23 protein-coding genes are annotated in these 22,384 nt (G+C 48.9%); 10 read left to right on the top strand and 13 right to left on the bottom strand.

The features are described 5' to 3' along the window. Positions 1-79 precede the first annotated feature (79 nt). On the top strand, positions 80-2,206 hold the full coding sequence (locus tag LJ740_RS14880) for a methyl-accepting chemotaxis protein (RefSeq protein WP_229529901.1): 2,127 nt from the start codon (positions 80-82) through the stop codon (positions 2,204-2,206). 45 nt (positions 2,207-2,251) lie between these two features. Here the strand turns inward: LJ740_RS14880 and LJ740_RS14875 are convergent, their stop codons facing one another. Next, the gene (locus LJ740_RS14875; RefSeq protein ID WP_229529900.1) at positions 2,252-2,845 is read right to left on the bottom strand and encodes a carboxymuconolactone decarboxylase family protein; all 594 of its coding nucleotides are present in this window, start codon (positions 2,843-2,845) and stop codon (positions 2,252-2,254) included. A gap of 285 nt (positions 2,846-3,130) precedes the next feature. Between LJ740_RS14875 and LJ740_RS14870 the strand changes: the two genes are divergently transcribed. Genes LJ740_RS14870 through trmB form a run of 3 tightly spaced genes read left to right on the top strand, consistent with a single transcriptional unit; the run spans position 3,131 to position 5,548 of the window. Continuing rightward, positions 3,131-4,066 (top strand): ABC transporter ATP-binding protein, encoded by a 936-nt coding sequence (locus LJ740_RS14870; protein ID WP_229529899.1) that lies wholly within the window; start codon positions 3,131-3,133, stop codon positions 4,064-4,066. Then, positions 4,066-4,836 (top strand): ABC transporter permease, encoded by a 771-nt coding sequence (locus LJ740_RS14865; RefSeq protein ID WP_229529898.1) that lies wholly within the window; start codon positions 4,066-4,068, stop codon positions 4,834-4,836. Before LJ740_RS14870 ends, LJ740_RS14865 begins: the two co-directional genes overlap by 1 nt. Before the next feature lies 1 nt (position 4,837). Continuing rightward, the gene (gene trmB, locus LJ740_RS14860; protein ID WP_229529897.1) at positions 4,838-5,548 is read left to right on the top strand and encodes a tRNA (guanine(46)-N(7))-methyltransferase TrmB; all 711 of its coding nucleotides are present in this window, start codon (positions 4,838-4,840) and stop codon (positions 5,546-5,548) included. 14 nt (positions 5,549-5,562) lie between these two features. On the opposite strand, the gene LJ740_RS14855 is transcribed toward trmB, so the two are convergent. Next, positions 5,563-6,270, bottom strand: a complete 708-nt coding sequence (locus LJ740_RS14855; RefSeq protein ID WP_229529896.1) for an EAL domain-containing protein — start codon at positions 6,268-6,270, stop codon at positions 5,563-5,565. 270 nt (positions 6,271-6,540) lie between these two features. On the opposite strand from LJ740_RS14855, the gene panP reads away from it, so the two are divergent. After that, entirely contained in the window at positions 6,541-8,154 is a 1,614-nt protein-coding gene (gene panP, locus LJ740_RS14850) for a pyridoxal-dependent aspartate 1-decarboxylase PanP (protein ID WP_229529895.1), read from the top strand. A 70-nt stretch (positions 8,155-8,224) separates the two neighbouring features. Here panP and panC read toward each other — a convergent pair whose 3' ends face one another. The 7 genes from panC to sfsA form a co-directional block, all read right to left on the bottom strand. Next, positions 8,225-9,076 (bottom strand): pantoate--beta-alanine ligase, encoded by an 852-nt coding sequence (gene panC / locus LJ740_RS14845; RefSeq protein WP_229529894.1) that lies wholly within the window; start codon positions 9,074-9,076, stop codon positions 8,225-8,227. 61 nt (positions 9,077-9,137) lie between these two features. Next, on the bottom strand, positions 9,138-9,935 hold the full coding sequence (gene panB, locus LJ740_RS14840; protein ID WP_229529893.1) for a 3-methyl-2-oxobutanoate hydroxymethyltransferase: 798 nt from the start codon (positions 9,933-9,935) through the stop codon (positions 9,138-9,140). A gap of 101 nt (positions 9,936-10,036) precedes the next feature. Continuing rightward, positions 10,037-10,549 (bottom strand): 2-amino-4-hydroxy-6-hydroxymethyldihydropteridine diphosphokinase, encoded by a 513-nt coding sequence (folK, locus tag LJ740_RS14835; protein ID WP_229529892.1) that lies wholly within the window; start codon positions 10,547-10,549, stop codon positions 10,037-10,039. After that, positions 10,546-11,832, bottom strand: a complete 1,287-nt coding sequence (gene pcnB / locus LJ740_RS14830) for a polynucleotide adenylyltransferase PcnB (RefSeq protein WP_229530174.1) — start codon at positions 11,830-11,832, stop codon at positions 10,546-10,548. Before pcnB ends, folK begins: the two co-directional genes overlap by 4 nt. A 240-nt stretch (positions 11,833-12,072) precedes the next feature. Further along, complete coding sequence (gene gluQRS, locus LJ740_RS14825; RefSeq protein WP_229529891.1) at positions 12,073-12,996, bottom strand: tRNA glutamyl-Q(34) synthetase GluQRS; 924 nt, start codon at positions 12,994-12,996, stop codon at positions 12,073-12,075. Positions 12,997-13,050: 54 nt separating this feature from the next. Beyond that, entirely contained in the window at positions 13,051-13,500 is a 450-nt protein-coding gene (gene dksA, locus LJ740_RS14820; RefSeq protein ID WP_229529890.1) for an RNA polymerase-binding protein DksA, read from the bottom strand. A gap of 253 nt (positions 13,501-13,753) precedes the next feature. Further along, on the bottom strand, positions 13,754-14,464 hold the full coding sequence (sfsA, locus tag LJ740_RS14815) for a DNA/RNA nuclease SfsA (RefSeq protein ID WP_229529889.1): 711 nt from the start codon (positions 14,462-14,464) through the stop codon (positions 13,754-13,756). 89 nt (positions 14,465-14,553) lie between these two features. Between sfsA and pepB the strand changes: the two genes are divergently transcribed. After that, positions 14,554-15,849: an aminopeptidase PepB gene (gene pepB, locus LJ740_RS14810; protein WP_229529888.1), complete on the top strand. Its 1,296-nt coding sequence runs from the start codon at positions 14,554-14,556 to the stop codon at positions 15,847-15,849. A gap of 100 nt (positions 15,850-15,949) precedes the next feature. Here the strand turns inward: pepB and LJ740_RS14805 are convergent, their stop codons facing one another. Further along, positions 15,950-16,132, bottom strand: a complete 183-nt coding sequence (locus LJ740_RS14805; protein ID WP_229529887.1) for a MerR family transcriptional regulator — start codon at positions 16,130-16,132, stop codon at positions 15,950-15,952. Positions 16,133-16,373: 241 nt separating this feature from the next. Here LJ740_RS14805 and LJ740_RS14800 point away from each other — a divergent pair, with 241 nt between their 5' ends. Beyond that, a complete protein-coding gene (locus LJ740_RS14800; RefSeq protein ID WP_229529886.1) occupies positions 16,374-16,949 on the top strand; it encodes a YjaG family protein in 576 nt (191 codons plus the stop codon). Here LJ740_RS14800 and LJ740_RS14795 read toward each other — a convergent pair. Then, entirely contained in the window at positions 16,946-17,323 is a 378-nt protein-coding gene (locus LJ740_RS14795; RefSeq protein WP_229529885.1) for a diacylglycerol kinase, read from the bottom strand. The two genes, LJ740_RS14800 and LJ740_RS14795, sit on opposite strands and share 4 nt — an antisense overlap. 14 nt (positions 17,324-17,337) lie before the next feature. Further along, positions 17,338-17,925, bottom strand: coding sequence for a 16S rRNA (guanine(966)-N(2))-methyltransferase RsmD (rsmD, locus tag LJ740_RS14790; protein ID WP_229529884.1), 588 nt, complete (start codon positions 17,923-17,925; stop codon positions 17,338-17,340). 197 nt (positions 17,926-18,122) lie between these two features. On the opposite strand from rsmD, the gene ftsY reads away from it, so the two are divergent. Genes ftsY through ftsX form a run of 3 tightly spaced genes read left to right on the top strand, consistent with a single transcriptional unit; the run spans position 18,123 to position 20,941 of the window. Continuing rightward, positions 18,123-19,250 (top strand): signal recognition particle-docking protein FtsY, encoded by a 1,128-nt coding sequence (gene ftsY / locus LJ740_RS14785; protein ID WP_229529883.1) that lies wholly within the window; start codon positions 18,123-18,125, stop codon positions 19,248-19,250. A 27-nt stretch (positions 19,251-19,277) separates the two neighbouring features. Continuing rightward, on the top strand, positions 19,278-19,964 hold the full coding sequence (gene ftsE / locus LJ740_RS14780) for a cell division ATP-binding protein FtsE (RefSeq protein WP_229529882.1): 687 nt from the start codon (positions 19,278-19,280) through the stop codon (positions 19,962-19,964). Beyond that, complete coding sequence (gene ftsX / locus LJ740_RS14775; protein WP_229529881.1) at positions 19,961-20,941, top strand: permease-like cell division protein FtsX; 981 nt, start codon at positions 19,961-19,963, stop codon at positions 20,939-20,941. The genes ftsE and ftsX overlap by 4 nt, the downstream gene beginning before the upstream one ends. A gap of 19 nt (positions 20,942-20,960) precedes the next feature. Here the strand turns inward: ftsX and LJ740_RS14770 are convergent, their stop codons facing one another. Then, on the bottom strand, positions 20,961-22,178 hold the full coding sequence (locus LJ740_RS14770; RefSeq protein ID WP_229529880.1) for an EAL and HDOD domain-containing protein: 1,218 nt from the start codon (positions 22,176-22,178) through the stop codon (positions 20,961-20,963). Positions 22,179-22,384: the final 206 nt, after the last annotated feature.

Genomic DNA, 22,384 nt, shown 5'->3' with positions numbered 1-22,384 from the left:
AACGTCCACATTTTACGGTGGACAAGCCAACCTCAACTGTAATAAATAGTACACAAAGCGGACGCAAAGCAGCCAAACGATGAACTTTATTACCCACAGCATAAAAAATAAGATTACCTACTCGGTACTGGCCATCATTATATTGTTAACCGTGGTTCTGGCCAGTATATCTACCTACAACAGCTCAAGCGTCAACGAAGAAGTAGAAAAAGTAACACGGGAAGCATTGCGTCGCGGTGGTATGGCCTTAATTGAAGCAGAATCTCAGGTTCAGGCCGCAAAAATCGCCAAGAACGTAGAAAATGCCGCTTTGGTGGCCGAAACCTTTGCCGCAGAAATCAGCCTGCTACACCGAACCTGGCAAGAGCAGGGGTTCAGCGCAGAGCAATCGCGGGCCATGGTATTAAGTAAACTGCGCAATCTGCTGGAGGCGCACACCGGTTACATGGGGATTATGTCACCGCTTAACCCGAATGTGTTTGGTATCGACAGTGATTTTCAGAATAGTAACGAGCAGAATAAAGCGCTGGGTATGTTAGACAACGGCCGGGTATCGCCCTATTGGTACCGAGAAGCCGGAGCCATCAGCCTTGACTGGGTAAGCTCTGTCGAAGACGAAACCAAAAATAACTATTTTAGCTGCCCCAGAAGCCGTCGCAGTCGCTGCCTGATTGATCCCGATGTGTTTGATTTAAGTGGCGTCAGCTATTTGCTGACCACTATTTCTGTGCCCATCCTCTCGCGGGGTGAATTTATCGGTGTTGTTGGTGTCGACTTTGATGCCAATTTCGTAAAAGCCCTGATGACCAAAAGTGATGCTGCCCTGTTTGACGGCAAAGGCGAAGTGATGTTGCTGAGCGAAACCGGCAATATTATCGGCTACAGCGAAGACGCCGGTGCCTCCGGTAAATCGGTGTCTGAACTGGGGGGAAGTTTTGAACGGGAACTGGACGCTGCGGTTTCGGCCAGCGGCAATGTCTATTCCAGTAATCATCAGGGGCGCATTAACGTGGTTACGCGCACCGAAATTGGCGGGGTAGACAAACAGTGGTATCTGCTGGTGAGTGTGCCTGAGGATGTCATGCTGGACACCTCAAATCGCCTGCGGGATGAAATCTCTGCCCGCAGTGATGCGGCCCTTTCACAATTGATTATCGCCGCGGTTATCCTGGCGGCAGTGGGTTTCTTTGGCATCACCTTGATATCCAACCAGATAGTTAAACCCATCGAGAAAATCCGCGACCTGATGAAAGATATCGCTGAAGGTGAAGGTGATCTGACCCGCCACATCCGGGTGTATGTCAATGATGAAACCGGCGAGCTGGCCACCTGGATCAATAAATTTATCGATAACCTGGCCAACATAGTACGCACCATCGACAGCAACGCCAGTTCGGTAAACGCCGGCTGTGAAGAAAGTCAGCAGGTTGCCAGTTTATGTGGCCAGGAGCTGGCAAAGAGCCGCGATTCGGTGGACCGCATCGTATCTGAAGCGGAGCAAATGTCACTGGCCTCACTGGAAGTCACTAAAAACATTCAGCACGTAGCAGAAGTCACCGATGGTACTAACCAGCAGGTACTAGAAAGCAGTGCCGCCATGGATGATCTGGTGAGCACCATGGGTCAGGTCAATAACGAAGTGAATAAAGCCACCAATGTCATTGGTCAGCTAAACGACGATATCGAACAAATCACCCACATTTTGACCACCATTCAGAACATCGCCAATCAAACCAATTTATTGGCGCTGAATGCCGCTATTGAAGCCGCCCGTGCCGGTGAACAAGGTCGCGGTTTTGCGGTGGTAGCAGATGAAGTCCGCACTCTGGCCAGCAGTACCCAAAGCGCAGTAGAAGAAACACAAAATATCATTCAGAGTATTCAAACCGGCTCAACCCAGGCGGTGGATGCCATGGCGCACGGCAATCAGATCACCACCGCAGCCACCTCCCTGGTGGAAGAAACCGGTAATCATTTAAACGGTATTCGCCAATCCATGGAGCAAATCACCGGTATGACCTCGGTAATTGCTGCCGCGGCTGAAGAACAGAATCAGCTGGCGCATAATATGTCGAACGATATCAACAAGGTGGGCAGCGATGTCAGCGGTGTGGCACAACGCGCCATCGATCTGGCAGACAAATCAAAAGTACTGGCAATGAGCAGTCACAACCTGATTGAGATTGTGCACAAGTTTAAAGTGTAGCGAGACTGCCAATGAGTGTGAGCCAATGCTCACACTCCCCCTGATTTACTTAACGTGTTTGCCGCCGGTCCAGCCACCTTTTTCTAACACGGCCTTACCCAGGGCTTTTGGCGCCTCTTCCAGGTCGGTGGCCATGGAATCATTCCAGCGATTGAGAAAGCCATACAGGCAAATCGCCCCCAGAATTTCCACAATTTCGTCTTCCGACCAATGTTGCTTCATGCGCACCATCAGTGGTTCATCTACCGCATTGGGCACACTGCCTGCTGCCAGCGCATAGTCCAGCGCCACCCGCTCTGCCTCGGTATACAAGGGGCTGGTTTGATACTCCCATACCGCGGCTACTTTTTCCTCGGAAATACCGTGAATTTTAGCAGCAATCAAACTATGAGCTTCACAGTACTGACAGCCTGCTGCGCGACTGGCGAAGTGGGCTAACAGGCGTTTAAATCCCAAATCAACAACGCCGTCTTTGGCCATTACAGCCTGGGTCAACACGCCGAATCCCTTCACGATTTCAGGACGTCTTTGCATGGTGAGCAACGAGTTGGGAACAAAACCCAGAATATCCACAAAAATATCGAAATGCTCGGCCAATTCCGGCGTTGTTTCTGGGGGTAGCGGGGCTAAATGTGCCATGAATTTTCCTCTGTCAGTAATTGTTGGAATAATGAGAATAATTTGAATAGTGAAGATAACAGACCTACCATAGAGCGCACCTGTTGCAAACGAATTACCTGGTCAGGGGTTGTAATCTTTGGCGAACAAAATGTGATTCGTTACGGGTTGAATAAATCAAAAACAGCGCAATATTAAAGCCTTCAGATTTTTGCTGTGAAACTTGTATTCTCTGTCAGACTACAGAGGTAACAGCGTTGCTAATATCTGGTCACTCTGGACTCATTCTGAACACGGGAACTTACTATGCATGCACTCTCCATCAAAGGCCTGAAAAAAACCTACAAGGGCGGCACACAGGCATTAAAAGGCATAGACCTGACCGTGCAGGCTGGTGACTTTTTCGCATTGCTGGGCCCCAATGGCGCTGGCAAGTCTACAACCATTGGCATTATCAGCTCACTGGTCAACAAATCCGAGGGACAGGTGGAAGTGTTTGGCCATTCCATCGACACTGAACTGGAAGCGGCCAAAGCCTGTATTGGTTTAGTGCCTCAGGAGTTTAATTTCAATCAGTTCGAAACCCTGTTGCAAATCGTCTGCAATCAGGCCGGCTTTTATGGCGTACCCCGCCCACTTGCACTACAACGGGCTGAAAAGTACCTGAAGCAACTGGACCTGTGGGAAAAACGCAATCAACCAGCCCGCACTTTATCCGGTGGTATGAAACGCCGCCTGATGATTGCCAGAGCCTTAATGCATGAACCTAAAATGCTGATTCTGGATGAGCCCACTGCCGGTGTCGACATCGAAATCCGTCGTGCAATGTGGGGATTTTTAAAAGAAATAAACCAACAGGGCATTACTATCATCCTGACCACCCATTATCTGGAAGAAGCCGAAATGCTGTGCCGCAATATCGCCATCATCGACAAAGGCGTTATTGTGGAGAATACCAGTATCAAAGGATTGCTCAGCCAGCTGAATATGGAAACCTTTATACTGGACCTGCCCGGCTGTAGCGCCGATCCAAAACTGGAGGGCTTTATCTACCGCATGCCGGATGTGCATACCCTGGAAGTAGACATTCCCAGAGACAATAGCCTCAACAAATTGTTTCAACAGTTGACCGACAAAGGCATTGAAATCATGAGTATGCGCAACAAAGCCAATCGACTGGAAGAGTTATTTGTCAACCTGGTAGAAAATGGCCGCAAAGCACAACAACAGGAGGCCAAATAATGACTCATTACAACTGGGTAGCCTTAAAAACCATCTGGCGTAAAGAGATCACCCGCTTTACCCGCATTTGGGTACAAACCCTGGTTCCCCCGGCGATTACTATGACCCTGTACTTCGTGATTTTTGGCAGCCTCATCGGTAGCCGTATTGGCGAGATGGGTGGCTTCTCCTACATGGAGTTTATCGTACCCGGTCTGATCATGATGTCAGTTATCACCAACTCCTACGCCAATGTGTCGTCGTCGTTTTTTAGCTCTAAATTTCAGCGCAATATCGAGGAACTCATTGTGTCACCAGTGAGCACCTGGGTGATTATTGCCGGTTATGTGGGCGGTGGCTTAAGTCGCGCCGTGTTAACCGGTATCATTGTCACAGCGATATCCCTGCTATTCGTAGATATCAGCCTGCATAGCCTGCCCGTTATCATCGTCACCCTGATCCTCACTTCCACCCTGTTTTCACTGGCCGGGTTGATTAATGCCGTTTTTGCCAAAACCTTTGACGACATCAGTATCATTCCGACGTTTGTGTTAACGCCGATGACCTATCTGGGTGGGGTGTTTTACAGTCTGAGTTTATTACCGGAATTTTGGCAATGGGTAAGCAAAATTAATCCTATTGTGTATATGGTCAGCGGCTTCCGTTTTGGCTTCCTCGGGCAGTCTGATTTTACCGTCATGACATCATTGCTGGTGCTGGTGATTTTTAACCTGGTTTTCTCGGCAATCGCCTGGCGCCTGATTTCCACCGGCACCGGAATTCGCTCCTAAAATGCAAGGTAACTCCCGCTCAATCAGCACTAATCAGCAGGACATCCATGACAAATTGCCGGAGATTGTTCTGCGCCACCAACGCAGTGTGAATCAAAAACCGATTCAGCCTCATACAGAAGCGGCTTTTCAGCAGATATCGGCCTGGCTGGCGACGTTTGAACAGCGTCCAGTCATTCTGGACTCCTGTTGCGGCATCGGAGAAAGTACCTGGCGACTGGCAGAGCAGTACCCCGATGCTCTGGTGATTGGTATTGATAAATCCGCCGTACGCATCAACAAACACGGCAAACAGGATGAATATCAAGGCACCGAAAAGGGCCAGCACGCTGATGATTCTGAAGTGATTTCTGGTGGCAGTAACTATCGGGTGATACGCGCTGATGTCATTGATTTTTGGCGTCTGGTAAGGGCAGCCAACTGGCCGGTGACAAAGCACTTTTTACTGTATCCCAATCCCTATCCCAAGTCTGCTCAGGTACAAAAGCGCTGGCATGCCAGTGCCTCACTGCAGGATGTACTGGCGATTGGGGGAGAACTGACGGTGCGCAGCAACTGGCAAATATACATCGAGGAATTTGCCACAGCGTTAACCCTTTGTGCTAAATCCCCGCGTGTTTCACAGGTAGAACAAGGCGTTGCCATCACGCCCTTTGAACGCAAATACTGGAACAGCGGGCAACAAAGCTGGCAGGTCAACTGTTCGCTCTGAGCCAGGCACAGTAATCAACGCACAGCAGGCATCGCCTGACTGAAGTAAAACCCCTGGCCGTATTCAATATTGAGTTTTTGCATCGCCGTCAGGGTTGCATGGCTTTCGATGTGTTCCGCAATAACTGCGACGTCATTCAGTCGGGCTTTTTGCAACACCTTGCGCAGCGCTTCCGGCTCCTTAGCGGTTAACGATTTTAGCGCATGACTTTCCACCTTCACGCCATCTATCGGATAGGACAAAACGCTTTCCAGTTGCTCACAGGGTGCACTGAATCGGTCCACCACAATCTGAATATCCAGGGTTTCTCCCAGCAGCAAAAAGGTTTTAAATTGTTCCGGATAACTGAACAGAGTGTGAGCACAAATCTCTAAGGTTATGCGGTGAGCGTTGGGATAATCCCGCAAGCTGCGTTCAATGAATACCGCCGTCTGAGGATCAAGCACGTCCTGTTCTGTAATGTTGATGCTCCAGTTCACCTGTTTATCCCTGAAATACTGCGCACTTTGGTGAAACACCTTCTGGGTCAGTTCTCCGTGGCAACTGTTTTTCTCCACCAGATACAAAAAGTCACTGGGCAGGAAAATCTGCTCCCCAGGGTATATCAACCTGGCGAGACACTCATAACCCCACACGGAATTATCAGAAAGATCCATGATTGGCTGGAAAAACGGAACAACATTTTCGAGGTTGAAATCCCGACTGATTTCACGCACTTGCATATTATTACTCTGCCTGTTGAATCGCAGGGCGGTAAAAATACTTAACAGTCTTAACACACCTGCTATTTTTGAATATAGCAGTTAACCGGATCTTGTCGAATTCTTGCTGATTAGACCTGTGATTGCAGAGTATTCGATAAAAAAGTAAACTAGCCCGTTAGCTGTTCCGGGCCGCCGCTGAATGGGTATTTCAGGGCTTTTTGTGGCGGGTTCAGCCAGAATTAAATGCAACTGTTGGTTCGGCAAACCAGCGCGAAGTGAGAGAGAGTTTTGAAAAAAGCGGAAGCAAGCCTGGAGCACCTGTATCGGGTGTTTACCGTTCCCGAGCAAGGGGACTCCAAACTGGCAGAAATAGAACAACAGTTGTCGGCCAACTTGTCAGAATTTTTGGGCCAGCACGTGGTCACACAGGCCCGTTCATTAGAAGATCTGGAACGCGATTTTGCCGATTTTCGGGTACCCGAAGAGCCCGAATTTGTTTCCGCACACGCTGAACATTTGCTGGACAAACTGGTAGCCAATTCAGTCAACACCTACTCGCCGACGTTTATCGGTCACATGACGTCTGCACTGCCCTATTTCCATTTACCTCTTTCCAAGCTGCTGGTCGGTCTGAACCAAAACCCGGTGAAAATAGAAACGTCCAAAGCCTTTACACCACTGGAGCGTCAGGTCCTGGGTATGCTGCACAAGCTGGTTTACGACAATGACGACAGCTTCTACCAGGCTCATTTGCACAGTGCTCAGCGCGCCTTAGGCGCGTTTTGCTCTGGCGGTACCATTGCCAACATTACGGCGCTGTGGGTGGCACGCAACAATTTGCTGCGCGAATCAGGCGATTTTCGCGGCGTAGCCAAAGAAGGTGTTGCCGCCGCTATGCAGCATTACGGCTATAAGAAACTCGGGGTAATTTGTTCTCGCCGTGGTCATTACTCATTGTCTAAGGCAGTGGATTTACTGGGTCTTGGACGGGAACAACTGCTCACCGTTGACTGCCCGGGACAAACATTATCGGCTGAAAAAGCCCTGCAAACTGCACAGGAATTTGAAGCTCAGGGCAATAAGGTCATTGCCATCGTAGGTATAGCAGGCACCACCGAAACCGGGCACATAGACCCGCTTAATGAACTTGCCGACGTGGCCCAACAACTGGGTTGCCATTTTCATGTAGACGCCGCCTGGGGCGGTCCTACCTTGTTTTCAAAAACCCATTCGACCCTGTTGGCGGGAATAGAGAAAGCCGATTCCGTCACCATTGATGCTCACAAACAAATGTATGTGCCTATGGGGGCAGGCATGGTGCTGTTTAAAAATCCGGAGCACTCTAATGCCGTGCGCCACCATGCCAACTACATACTCAGGGCCGGTTCCAAAGATTTAGGGGCTACCACCCTGGAAGGCTCCCGCAATGGCATGGCCATGCTGGTGTATTCAGCATTACATATTTTTGGTCGCAGTGGTTATGAATTACTGGTGGACCAAAGCATTGAGAAAGCCAGATTGTTCGCGCAGCTCATTACTGATGATCCGGACTTTGAACTGATCACAGAACCCACCTTGTGCATTCTTACTTACCGCGTTTGCCCGCGAGTAGTACAGGCCCAGTTAACACAAGCCACAGACAGTGAAAAACAAAAAATCAATCAGCGTCTGGATGACTTAACCGTTCGGGTACAAAAACAACAGCGGGAGTCAGGCAAGTCTTTTGTTTCCAGAACCCGTCTGGAAGTCGCCAAATACCAGGGGCAAACTATCACTGTATTCCGGGTGATCCTGGCCAACCCACTCACCACAAAACAAGATTTGTTGGATATTCTGGCTGAGCAAAAGGCCATTTCCAGCACCACTCAGGTGTTTCAAAAACTCATCGCCCCGGCAGCCTGATCGGCAAACAAAAAAGCCACCTTTGCAGAGGTGGCTGTTTCAGTTCAGCGAGTAACTCCCGGTTAAGAATCTAATCCAGACTTACCGGCAGGTTGTCTATCAGGCGGGTTTTGCCTAAAAAGGCCGCCGCCAGGATCACCAACTCGGTATCTTCGTGACTGGGATGCATCAGGGTTTCAACACAGCGAATTTCGATGTAGTCGGTTTTAAAACCGGCGTTATTCAGAAACAATGAATGCTCTTTCACCAGTTGCCGGAAGTCTCTGCGACCGGAAATGATCTGTTCCGACAGAGTCATCAGGGTGGCATATAACTTAGGGGCGATAGCTCGCTCTTTATCGTTCAGATAACCATTGCGACTGCTCATCGCCAGACCGTCAGATTCGCGTACAGTTGGCACGCCGTGAATAGTCAGGTTCATGGACAAATCCTGAACCATGGCCCGAATGACCTGCAACTGTTGGAAGTCTTTCTCACCAAAAAAGGCGTGATTGGGCTGCACCATATTAAACAGCTTGCAGACAATAGTCGCCACACCACGGAAGTGACCTGGTCGGCTGGCGCCACAGATCATGTAGGACAAACCTGGTACTTCCACAAAGGTTTGTTGCTCAAGCCCGCGGGCATAAATGGCCTCAGCATCGGGGATAAACAAACAATCAACACCCAATGCTTCGAGATACTCACAGTCCCGTTCCATGGTTCTCGGATAGGCATCCAGATCCTCATTAGGCCCAAATTGCATTGGGTTAACAAAAATTGACACTACCACCACATCACACACTTTTTTGGCTTCTTTCACCAGTTGTAAATGACCGTCGTGTAAATTGCCCATGGTAGGTACAAAGCCAATAACTTTGCCGTCGATTTGCCAGCTGCGTCGCATTTCCCGCAACTTAAGAATGTCAGAAACTTTCTGCATGAATTTGCCTCTAAAAAACCTGAGAGAATCGTCGTCAGCTTACGCGCATTGCGTTCTCAGCCTAGTCGACAAAACTGTGAGCCTCGTCCGGAAACTGCCCGTTTTGCACTTCTTCAATAAATTTCGCCACGGCACTGCGGATATCGCCGGTTTCCGCCAGATAGTTTTTGGAAAATTTTGGCATGTAGTTGGCGCTGATACCAAACATATCGTGCATTACCAGTACCTGGCCATCGGTTTCAGGCCCGGCACCGATGCCAATAACCGGGATGGACACCGCGTTAGTGATCTGCTCTGCCAAACCGTTGGGAACACACTCCAGCACCAGCATTTGAATGCCTGCCTGCTCCAACTGTTGCGCATCCGCAATCATTTTTTGTGCTTTTTGTTGATCACGGCCCTGCACTTTGAAACCGCCGAAAACATTCACCGACTGAGGCGTTAATCCCAGATGGCCACAAACCGGAATACCACGGGTAACCAAACCTTCAATGGTTTCCAGTAACCATTCGCCACCTTCCAGTTTTACCATCTGTGCCCCGGCGGCCATGAGTTTTGCTGCATTTTCATAAGCCTGCGCAGGAGTGGCGTAGGACATAAATGGCATATCCGCCACCACAAGGGCCCGTTCAGTGCCATTTTTTACAGACTGGGTATGATAGGCAATATTGTCCACCGTGACCGGTAAGGTGGAATCTTCCCCTCGCAGTACCATGCCCAATGAATCACCAATTAACAACACATCTATACCGGCCTGATCAAACAACTTGGCAAAGCTGGCATCGTAGGCAGTTAATACGCTTATCTTCTGCTTTTCCTGCTTCATTTTCAGCAAGACGGAAGTGGTCACTTTTTTCATAAAACTACTGCCTTATTCTCAAGGTTACGGGTAATCAGTATCAACCGGCGTCTTTTCAAACGCGCGTTTAATGCTGCACTATACGAAGAAACCATCTGATTTCAAGCGATCTGAATATTCTTTGCCGCCAGCAATTCGGTCAGTCCGTTTTTCGGGACTGCCTGCAACCGTTGCCTGACGGTGCTGCCATCCGGCAAGCTGAGCTGGGGTGCGATTTCATAAAGTGGGTATAAGACAAATTCGCGGTGCTGAAAGTGATAATGGGGCACAGTGAGATGTTCGGTATTGATGACGCGTTGTCCGAACAAAATAATATCCAGATCCAGGGTTCTTGGCCCCCAGCGTTCCGCTTTTCGTGTTCTGCCCTGCTCAAGCTCAATGTTTTGCAGCGCTTTTAACAAAGCTTCCGGCGTCAGCAAACTGCTAATAGCTGCGACCGCATTGACATATTCCGGCTGGTCACTGGGCCCCAGTGGCGTGCTACTGTAAAAACCGGAATGCTTTAACAGCTGGGTATCAGGAAGACGTTTAATTGCCGACAAGGCATTGTGAAGTTGCCGCACCGGGTTATTCAGGTTGGCGCCCAGTCCGATGTAGACGATTTCCCGGGTCACGACTTTTTATTGTGAAAGTGACGTTTTCTGCGCGCCGGTTTACCATCTCTGCCTCGCAGATTGGCCAACATCTTTTTGCGCTGTGGTGCCCCGGCATCCTGAAATTCAGTCCACCACTGTCCTACTTCGGCGATCTCACCGCCTTCCACTTCACCACGCAAAACTAAAAAGTCATATGCGGCTCTAAATCTGGCGTGTTCAAGGGTAACCCAGGCCCGCTTGCCAAAGCGTTTGGGTAAACGATGCTGTAGTAACCAGATATCGCGGATCACGGCCGTAAAGCGTTTGGGGATCATAATGCGCTGCATTTGGCGATGTAATACATCATTCATGGCCATAATAAAGGCATCGTGGCGGTTAAATCCCCCTTCGCTCATGTGTTGCTCCTGCCGCTCTTCAACGGCATACCACATCACAGCGGCATAAAAGAACGCGGGCGTCACCCTTAACCCGGAGTTGATGCGGTTGTCGGTATTAGCCAGCACCTTTAGTAAAAACTGATACTCTTTGCCTTCGGGGTTTTCCAGCAAGGGCTGAATCTGCGGGAACAGTTGACCAAACAAATGATATTGGTGCATCAATTTAAAGGTAGCCACGCCGGCCCCATTGATAAACAGTTTGATCACTTCTTCAAACAATCTGGCGGGTGCCACATTGCTCAGTAAATCAGCCAGTTCTGGAATAGGATCACTGGCTCTGGCGGTGATGGTAAAATCCAGTTTGGCCGCGAATCGCACCGCTCTGAGCATTCTGACCGGATCTTCACGGTAACGGGTTTCAGGATCGCCAATCAGTTCCAGTTGTTTTTTAGCAATGGCGTCACGTCCATTGGCAAAATCGCGGATACTGTAATCTGCGATATTGTAGTACATCGCATTAACGGTAAAATCCCGGCGCTCCGCGTCTTCTTCAATCGAGCCAAACACATTGTCTCTGAGTAATTGTCCGGCTTCACTTTGCTGGCTGGTTTGGGCTCTGTCGTTGTCTTCCACCTGGTGGTGACCGCGAAACGTTGCCACTTCGATAATTTCCCGACCAAAAACAATATGCGCTAACCGGAAACGACGACCAATCAATCGACAATTGCGAAACAGACCTTTAATTTGCTCAGGGGTGGCGTCGGTGACCACATCAAAATCTTTGGGATGATGGCCCAGTAACAGATCGCGCACACAGCCGCCTACCAGATAGGCCTGATGACCGCTGCCATGCAGTCGATACAGTACTTTTAAGGCATTAGGGCTGATGTCATCACGGGAAATCGAATGCTGACTGCGAGGCACCACAACATCGCCAGAGAGTTGTTCGGCAACGATTTCGGGTTCACCTTTTCCAGTGAATGCGTTCCTTACTTTGTCAAATACCCTGGAAATAATATGCCTGACTCCGATCTTGCTGGGTTTAGGTAAGAATACCTGAAAATTAGATAAGCTGAGAAAATATATCCTGAAAAATAAGCGATTCGCCAGCTTTTTCGGGCGCGGATTTTAAACTAATCGGTCACTAATTTGAATAACTTTTCGTCAACACCAGCGCCCGGTTACCTTTTTTTCCAGTGTTGAGGGTAAATTGTCCGGGTTCCAATGTTGCACGGCCCAGTTCAACAGCCGGTCTTTATCAGTGCGGAGTAATTCTGGCGGAATATCTGCCCCTAAAAAATCGAGTGCAGAGCACAGGTTTTGCTGCACCTGAGTCTCGTCCAGTTCCGGACTGTGATTTTGTTTACTTAATTTTTTACCCGGCGAAGAAACAGCTAATGGAATGTGTAAAAACGAGGGGGTGGGATGATGCAGCAAATTGTAAAGCACCAACTGACAAGCACTGGGCAGCAACAAATCCGCACCGCGCACCACCTGGGTAACATTCTGCTGTATATCATCCAGCACGGCCACCAGGTGATAACCAAAAATTCCGTCCCGGCGTTGGAGCACAAAATCTTCGTTTATAACCTCATCCGGTACCTGAATCTGGCCCAGTCTGGCGTCATTTAACGCCAGGCTTTGCCCCGGATTTTTGATGCGTACGGCACAACCCGGCTGAGATAATTTTCGCGCCCTGCAGAAACCGTCATACAGAGTTCCCCTGGCCTTTATGGCTTGCCGGGTACAATCACAATAGTAACAATAACCCTGCTGTTGCCACCGGGTCAGGGTCTCCCGGTAGTAGTCCAGATGCTGACTTTGATAATACACTGGCTCATCCCAGTACAAGCCGTGGGCTTCCAGCGTTTTTAAAATGCTGTCCGTCGCCCCGGGTTTCACTCTGGGTTGGTCAATATCATCAATGCGCAGTAGCCATGTACCCTGCTGTTTTTTGGCTATCAGGTAACTGGCCAGGGCAGTGACTAATGAGCCAAAGTGCAGGTTACCACTGGGCGAAGGTGCAAAGCGCCCACGGTACCTTTCGGTCCCGGGCTCGCCCTCTGCGGCGGGTGTATTCTGAACCATGGAAAAGCTCACTTTTCGGACATAAAAAAAGCTGCAATTTGCAGCTCTTCTTATTTAACCTAGCAGTTGCTTTTCTTTAATTTCAGCCATGGTTTTGCAATCGATACACATATCAGCGGTAGGTCTGGCTTCCAGACGTTTTACGCCAATTTCTATACCGCAAGAATCGCAAAAACCAAAATCATCTTCTTCAATGCGCTTCAGAGTCTTTTCAATTTTCTTGATCAACTTACGTTCACGGTCACGGGTGCGCAGTTCTAAACTAAACTCTTCTTCCTGCGCGGCACGGTCAACCGGGTCCGGGAAGTTGGCAGCTTCGTCCTGCATATGATGCACTGTGCGATCCACTTCTTCACGAAGTTGATCACGCCATGCCAACAGAATCAACCGGAAATGATCCAGTTGCTTGCTGTTCATATATTCTTCGCCGTCTTTCTCCTGGTAAGGCTCCAGGCCAGCCAGCGCCAAAAGCCCTAACGTTTTACCATCTTTACCTGTCGGCATAGGTCAACTCTCCTAAACGACTATGAGACCTGCTAAAAAGGGTCGCTATCTTATACAAAAATCTACAAAAAGAGCAATATTTGATATTTGCTCACCTACAATACTTGCTAAACGCGGGTTGTTGGCGGGCTAACAAACCACTGATCACCCGGCAGATTGACACAATTTTTATCGCTGGGCAAATATGGTGTTCATTTATCGCTTTTCAAGCAAAAAATTTTAATAACTGGCTAACAACTGCTTGTTTTTTCGCCTAAACATCGTAAACAAACGGGATTTTCTTGTTTAATACGATTTCTTTTTCACTGATATCGCAGCCATAAGCAAAGACTTTGACGCCTGCCTTGATGGCCTGACGCATTAAATCGAAGTATTCAGGGTCCAGTTTTTTGGCGATAGCCACACGTTTAATGCCGGTGTGCTGCACACAAAATAAAATACCGGCATTGTTGCCCTGCAATGCCATGTAGGTGAGCTCTCTAAGGTGCTTTTGGCCCCGCTCTGTTACAGTATCCGGGAACAAACCTAAGCCTTTTTCCGCCAGTGTGACGGATTTTACTTCCAGGTACATTTGCGCGTGGTCACTGTTGGAAAGCAGAAAATCCACTTTACTGTTTTCGTTGCCAAACTTAACTTCCCGTCGGTATTGTCCGAAGGCACGAAACTCTGCCAGACGACGTTTATTCAGAGCCTCAAACACTAACTTATTGGCATTGTGAGTGTTAATACCTATCTTGTTGTAATCGTGATCAACGGCAATTTCCCAGGTGTACTTAAGTTTTCGCTTCGGATCATTATTACTGCTCAACCACACCTTAAAACCGGGCTCAGCACACCCGGTCATGGCACCGGTATTGGGACAATGCGCCGTGACAATGCTGCCGTCTTCCAGGGCGACATCCGCTAAAAAGCGCTTATATCTTTTGACCAACGTGCCGCAAATAAGTGTTTTCGGAAATTGCATAGTGAAGCAGAACCTGTCGGGACATTTAAAGTGGGCAGTGATTGTGTCAAAATTCCCGGCGATAACCAAATACATTCTAAGGATGCCACATGTCAGAAAACCCTACCCAAGGCCAATTATCCGTTGTGCTAAGCACATCACCAACGCCGGCCCCGTGGAACCCCAATGGGCCACTTTCCATCACATCAGAAGGGGCAAGTATTCACCTGCCAGGCGATACCGCAACGCAACTGCAACAGATTAAGGTGGCCGCCAGAAAACTGGCCACTCTCACCCAGCGCGTCAGCCTGCAGGGAAACTGGAATGACGATCAGTGTATTGCCTTTTGTACCAGTTTTAACGACGCCAGACTTCGCTACGAGGTGACGTTTGCTGAGCAGCAAAATACGCCGGCCGTGAGCAATGCCTTAAGAGCGCACGCATTTACCGTCGCGCTGGTGAACGATACTCCGCAAAATGTCTCGCCCGAAGCGTTAGCAGAACGCGCCGTAAACTGGCTGACCGAACTGGCACCTGACGCCATTTCCCACAAGATGATTGTCGGCGAAGAACTGAAAAAAGCCGGATGGAACGGAATTTACGAAGTGGGCCGCGGCAGTGATCGGCCACCTGTGCTGTTGGATCTGGATTTTAATCCAGGTGGTGATCAGGACGCCCCGGTTCACTCTGTTTTAGTGGGTAAAGGCATTACCTTTGACAGTGGTGGATACAGCATTAAGCCCAGTGAAGGCATGTTGTCGATGAAATGTGACATGGCCGGTGCTGCCACCGTTACCGGCGCACTGGGATTGGCCATCATGAACGGTCTGCAACAGCGCACCCGTCTGATTTTGTGTTGCGCTGAAAATCTGATCAGTGGTCATGCTTACAAACTGGGCGACATCATCACTTATAAAAATGGCCTGACGGTTGAAGTGGTTAACACGGATGCAGAAGGTCGGCTGGTACTTGCGGATGGTTTGTTACTGGCCAGCGAATACCAACCTCGCAGGATCATTGACGCCGCCACGCTTACCGGGGCCGCCATGGTGGCCGTAGGTAGTCATTACAACGCCCTGTTTAGCCGGGACGATGCACTCAGGGCGCTGGCACTGCAGATTGCACAAGAAGTGCATGAACCCGCATGGCCCTTACCTTTGGAAGCCTTTCACCAGGACAACTGCCCATCACCCTATGCTGATACCGCCAATAGTCGCCCACAAAAAGGCGGCGGCGCCGGAGGTGCCAGTAACGCAGCAGGATTTTTGAGTCGATTTGTGCCCAACGACGGACAGGGCTGGCTGCATGTAGACCTGGCAGCGGCATTTAACAGCAGCGGCACAGACACCCAACCCGCCGGAGCTACAGCTCAGGGCATTCGCATGCTGGCGAATTTACTCAACTGACAGGGAATACCAGTCAGCGATGATAAGTGACGGGTAAAAAACCGGATTAAAGGATCGTGTCCGAAGCACGCTCCTTTAATCCGGACTCTGAATGAATGGCTTATATTCCGCCCAGACGTTCTGCCAGTTCCTTGTATTTTTCCACATCTGTGCGATCAAATAGCGGATCACCGGCAGCGTCTTTTTCCTTGGCATTTAACAAATGTTCTCGTTCCAGTCGTTGCACCCGAACGTCTTGTATTCCCAGATACTCTGCAACTTCAGCGACCGTCATTAAACTCATTGATTTTCTCCTCCCGATTTATTTTTCTTTGCTTATCAGGGATTTATTGGTTAACAAAATAGGCCAGATAGCTTGCTAAAAAAGCCCCCGGCAGCCAGAGTAGTCTCTGGTGGTAAACTTAATAGATAGCACAGAATTGGCAAATAGGTAAACAAAGCACATTTTTTGTATTGGGTGAAAACGTTGTACGCAACGTTAAATCAGGGCAAACTAGCGCGTAAAACACTGACAGAGTTTCCACTTGGCCAAACTAACGATTTTTCAACAGGTAAGAGAATTTAACGACTGGCGTGCCAGTGCATTTGCGTTAACCTTACTGGAAAGAATGTATCCCAATTACCACCTTTTTTGTGAACTCACCGGTTTTTACGACGCTGAACAATTGCGTCACACACTCAATAGTCTCTGGGACTGGTTAGGATCACCGAAAACCAAAATCAATTTTGAATCGCAACGCTTAAAACTGGATGAAGCCACGCCGGACATTAACAACTTTGACAATTACGGCGTGTATCCGGCATTGGATTTCGCCGTGTCATTGGACTCGGTGTTAAACCTGATTTCCGGTGAAGACGCACAGGGCGCCGTGGTTGTAAGCAAAGTATCTCAGGGCTGTGTAGAAGCCTACATAGAGGCATCTGAAGGTGAGCAGGAAGACATTAAACAACATCCTCTGATGAGTTGGGAAATAGCCTTTCAGGCGGAATTGATTGCCCTGTTGCAGGGGAAGATCAAACGCAATAACGATCTGGTCAAGCGCTTAAAAGCACTCGCTGTTGAGGAAGGGATCAGTAATATCGGGCTGGAGATTGTTTAAAGTACAAAATTATTCAACAAAATCAGCCCCCAGGTCAGGGTCAGCAGCAGCAACACAAAAAATACCGCGGCTGAACCAATATCCTTGGCCTGTTTTGATAGCGGATGCAATGATGTGCTGATGCGGTCCACAGTCGCCTCAATCGCACTGTTCAACAACTCGACGATCACCAGTAAAAATACCGGCATCAGCAAAAGTACCAGCTGTTCGACGGACGTGCTGAGCAAAAAAGCCAGCGGACACATCACCGCCGCTAATGTCAGTTCCTGACGAAACGCCGATTCATGTTGCCAGGCCAGGCGAATGACGTCCATTGAGCATTTTGTGGCCTTAAACAACCGGGCCAGCCCGGTGCCATTGGGTTTGTTGTGCATTAATTAACAGCCTTTCAGGGTTGATATTGCAATAACAGCGAAGACACTTGTCGTGTGTTCTTCCGTTTTATTTCCTGCAGTGATGCTGGTATTGACCATGCCAATTCGATTTCATGCTCAATATAAATTAAGGCGTTATCTTGCAGTAAATTGTGATTCAGTAAAGCCTCAACCACAGGTTGTAACAAATTCTTCTTAAACGGCGGGTCGATAAACACAATATCAAACTTCCGATCACAGGTACCTAACCAGGTCAGCGCATCCTGATTGACAATCTGCAGTGCCTGCTCATCGGCATTCAGTAATGTGCGTATATTGCGCAGTGAGCCGGCAATGTCTTTTTGCTTTTCCACCAGCGTGACCTGCCGAGCATGGCGGGACAATGCTTCCAGCCCTAACGATCCTGAACCGGCAAAAACATCGAGACAGGTTGCATTTGCCACATCCTGCATCAGCCAGTTGAACAGAGTTTCTTTGGTGCGGTCGGTGGTGGGACGCAAGCCTTCACTGTTAATCACCGGTAACTTTCGTCCACGCCATTTTCCGGAAATGATGCGAATGAAACCTGCTGATTTCGATGAAGCTGATTGTTTAGCGCGCATTGAAGCCTGGCTCCCCTGTGATATGATGCCGTTCCAAAAAATAACGGGAAATTTGTGTCGGGCACAAGTTTACCAAACTCCCCCTCCGGGATCTGCAAGACAATGCTCTGTATAGTTCATGATATGAATAGATAATGATCGATACAGATAGTGTGCGGATGACCTGGATTGCTGAAACATCAGGAATTACACGTACGATGTCAAAATTTTTTGATTGGTTTAACAAAGATAAAAACCCAAAAGATGCCCCGGCTACTGATCAGCCTGGCCAGGAAGACACGCAGGAGCAGGTCACCGGGCAGACTGCACAGGAGGTCCAGCCAACAGAAGAGCCGGTAACCGAAACAGCTGAAACTATCGCTCAGGACAGCCATGAAAAAGCCGACACAACGACAAAAGAAGAAAACTTCTTTTCCCGTCTGAAACGCGGTCTGGCGAAAACCGGTGACAATATTGGGTCTGGCATGGCCAACCTGTTTCTGGGTAAAAGCATTGATGATGATTTGTTTGAAGACCTGGAAACGCAACTGTTGACGGCCGATATTGGTGTTGAAACCACGACCCGGATCATTGATGAACTCACCGAGCAGGCCAGTCGTAGCCAACTAAAAAATGCCGATGAGCTGTACCCGGTACTCAAGAATCAGATGAGTAACATGCTAACCGCCATCAGCGCCCCACTGGTTATTGATGACAGCAAAACCCCCTTTGTTATATTAATGGTGGGGGTTAACGGTGTGGGCAAAACCACCACCATAGGTAAGCTGGCTAAGCAATTGAAAAACCAGGGTAAGTCGATCATGTTAGCCGCCGGGGATACCTTTCGGGCAGCCGCCGTTGAACAGTTACAGGTATGGGGTGAACGCAATGATATTCCGGTGATTGCACAACACACCGGAGCGGACAGCGCCTCCGTATTGTTTGACGCCCTGCAGTCTGCCAAAGCGCGCAATGCCGACGTGTTGATTGCCGACACCGCAGGCCGTCTGCAAAACAAAGACAACCTGATGGAAGAGCTGAAAAAAGTCGTGCGGGTCATGAAAAAACTGGACCCCGAAGCACCACACGAAATCATGCTGACCTTAGACGCCGGCACCGGACAAAACGCCATCAGTCAGATGAAATTGTTCAGCGACGCCGTTGGCATTACCGGCCTGACACTCACCAAGTTAGATGGCACCGCTAAAGGCGGCGTGATCTTCGCGCTGGCTGATAAATTTAATATCCCGGTGCGTTTTATCGGTGTTGGTGAAGGCATCGATGATTTGCAGACATTTGACGGCAAGACATTTATTGACGCATTATTTGAAAAAACCAAACATTAACCATCGTCGGATGCGAATCAGGCCACAATGATCAAGTTTGAAGAAGTCAGCAAAACCTATCCAGGCGGGCATTTGGCCTTAAGCAAGGTCAACTTCCACGTTGCCCCCGGAGAAATGGTCTTTCTTACTGGCCATTCCGGGGCCGGTAAAAGCACCTTATTAAAACTGATCAGCCTGATGGAACGCCCCAGCGTCGGCCGGGTATACATCAACGGCCATGATTTGAGCCGCATTACCCGACGCGACGTCGCTTACGTGCGCCGCGATATCGGTATGATTTTTCAGAACCATCAATTGCTGATGGACAAAACCGTGTTCGACAATGTCGCCCTGCCTCTGGTGATCGAAGGTTATTCCCGCAAACAGATCTATGCCAGAGTGCACGCAGCGCTGGACCGGGTTGGCCTGCTACACAAGCAAAACAATCCACCGGCAACCCTTTCCGGTGGTGAGCAGCAGCGGGTTGGAATTGCCCGGGCGGTGGTCAATCGTCCGCCCATTATATTAGCCGACGAACCCACAGGTAACCTGGACCCGGCCCTATCCCTGGAAATTATTCGCCTGTTTGAAGCCTTCAACAAAGCCGGGGCATCGGTATTTATCGCCACCCATGATTTGGGACTGATTGCGCGCATGCACTACCGCACACTGACCCTGAAAGGGGGCCAGATGATCAACGACGGCCTCACTGAAACACCAGGAGTGCAGGCATGAGCCTGTTATTTAAGAGCCGTCAAAGCGGGGCACAGCAACATCAGATCGGCTTGTTGCAAAAACTGCTGATGTTTTTTACCAGTCATTTTCGCCAGTGCATTGCCAGTTTTGGCGAAATCATCAGAACACCACTGGCCTCAGTAATGACGATTGCGGTGTTGGGCCTGAGCATTACCCTGCCCGGCACCCTCTATGTGCTGGTGAAAAACCTGAATAATATCAGTGCCGATACCCAACAGGCGGCGGAGATCTCGGTGTTCCTGAAACAACAGGCCAGCGACGCTGACATTCAGCAACTGATAAAACGCATACGCACCTGGCCGGAAATCGAAAGCCTGACCTTTGTGTCTGCTGATGATGCCCTGGAGGAATTTCGCAGACTGTCCGGTTTTGGTGATGCCGTTGATTACCTGGACAGCAATCCTCTCCCCAACGTATTGCTGGTGTATCCCAGTGACAAATTCGGCACCCCAGCCACTGCCAAAACCTTGCTGGATAAACTCATTCAGGAGCGCGAAGTGGAATCGGGCAAACTGGATATCGAATGGCTGGAACGGCTACATGCCATACTTGCCATTGCCAACGAGCTGGTTACCATGATCGCGTTATTGCTGTTTATCGCGGTAATACTGATTGTCGGTAACACCATCCGACTCAATATCTTCAACAAACGCAGCGAAATATTAGTCATGAAACTGGTAGGTGCCACCGACAGCTTTATTCAGCGTCCGTTTCTCTATACTGGTTTTTGGTATGGGTTTCTGGGCGGGATTATGGCCTGGATCACCATTGCCATTTTGCTCTGGTGGATGTCCTCTAACATTGAAGATATTTTAGCCCTGTATAATCAGGACTTTGACCTTGCAGGTATGAGCTTTTCAACCCTGATGTCAATGCTGGGTATATCCATTTTCATGGGTTTGGCAGGTTCAGCGATTTCCGTGTCCCGCTATGTCAGTCAGATTGAACCCAGGTAAATAGTTAATGGACCGGGTATTAGGCAATGCTCATACGCATCGCGTTACTCCAGACCACAGCCTGGTTGTAATACCCGTGCAATGCCTTTTGCTCCACCTTGAGCGCCTGAGACAGCTTACGGGTTTTTTGCCAGTTCGCAGTTTCAAAGGTTTTTGCCAGCTCCAGATAAAACAATAAATTATTCTTTTCGCCGCACAAGGCCCCTTTTAAATCATCGGATAATGGCAGGTTTTCCATCAGATTGTTCATATTGCGATCCAGCATGGCATCGATCAGGGAAAACAGACCCACCAGAAAGCCTTTAGGCGGATTTTCCGGATCGTTTCGGGCGGCCGCTAAGAGTTCGCAAAACTTGGCCCGAATTAACGACACCTGGAGCAATTCCATCGGCTTGGCATCGCCCAGATTGGCCAGCGCCAGCAGCGCAATAAACTTCTTCAATTCCAGCGCCCCCATATAATTTAAGGCATGGCGCAATGAGGTAATTTTGTTGCGTTTATTCACCGTGGGATTGTTGATAAAACGCAAGAGCATGTACGACAAAGCCACATCCCGCTCAATAATGTCGTTAATGCGATCAAAGTTCATTTCTAATTTGGAGCTTTCGCTGATGAGTTCCAGCAAGGACAATTTGGAATTGGGAATGTTCTTTTGCTTCATCACCTCAGGCCGGGCGTAGAAGTAGCCCTGAAAGTAATGACAGCCCATCTCCTTATACAGCTCAAACTCTTCATGGGTTTCCACTTTTTCAGCCACGATTTTCACCTTGGCATCGAGAAACTTAGGCACGTGTTTTTTAATGGTTTCGTAATCGCTCTCGCGAATATCCACCTTCACAATATCAATATAGGGCAGAAACACATCCCATTTGGGATCAAAATCGTGATCGTCCAGTGCCAGTTTGTAACCCAGTTGCTTAATGTGTTTACAGGCAGCCAGCAATTCTTTGCTGATGGGGGCAGTTTCAACGATTTCGATAACCACGGCCATCGGATCAAGTGAAGTGGGAAAACGGTATAGCAGCGTGTCTTCATAAAAATTGATGAACGACACTTTGCCACCGGTGATTTCATCCAGGCCCAGTGTTAAATGGTTACTGGCCAGAATCTTAGAAGTCGCTTCGTCGGGGGCGACATTGGGAAAACAGTTTTGTTTGCCATCCCGAAACAATAACTCGTAACCAAACACATTCTTATCGCGGTCCAATATGGCCTGACGTGCAACGTATGCAAACATTCTTCTACCTCTTGGGTAAACAAGACTGACTTGTTAACCCTCTACCAATAAGTAATCGAAATCCCGGTGCATAAAACTCTGTTACATTTCATAGGTGATATTCATCCCTGTGACACGAAACAAAATTAAACTTTAGCAGGTCTGACAACGTAACAACAAATATAAATCCGTCGATGTCGCTTAAATTTACAGCAAACAGGCGATGC

The sequence above is a fragment of the Planctobacterium marinum genome, from assembly GCF_020687805.1.
Lineage (GTDB): Bacteria > Pseudomonadota > Gammaproteobacteria > Enterobacterales > Alteromonadaceae > Planctobacterium > Planctobacterium marinum.
Note: the sequence above shows the minus strand (reverse complement) of the source record. Positions and strands in the feature narration are given on the sequence as shown.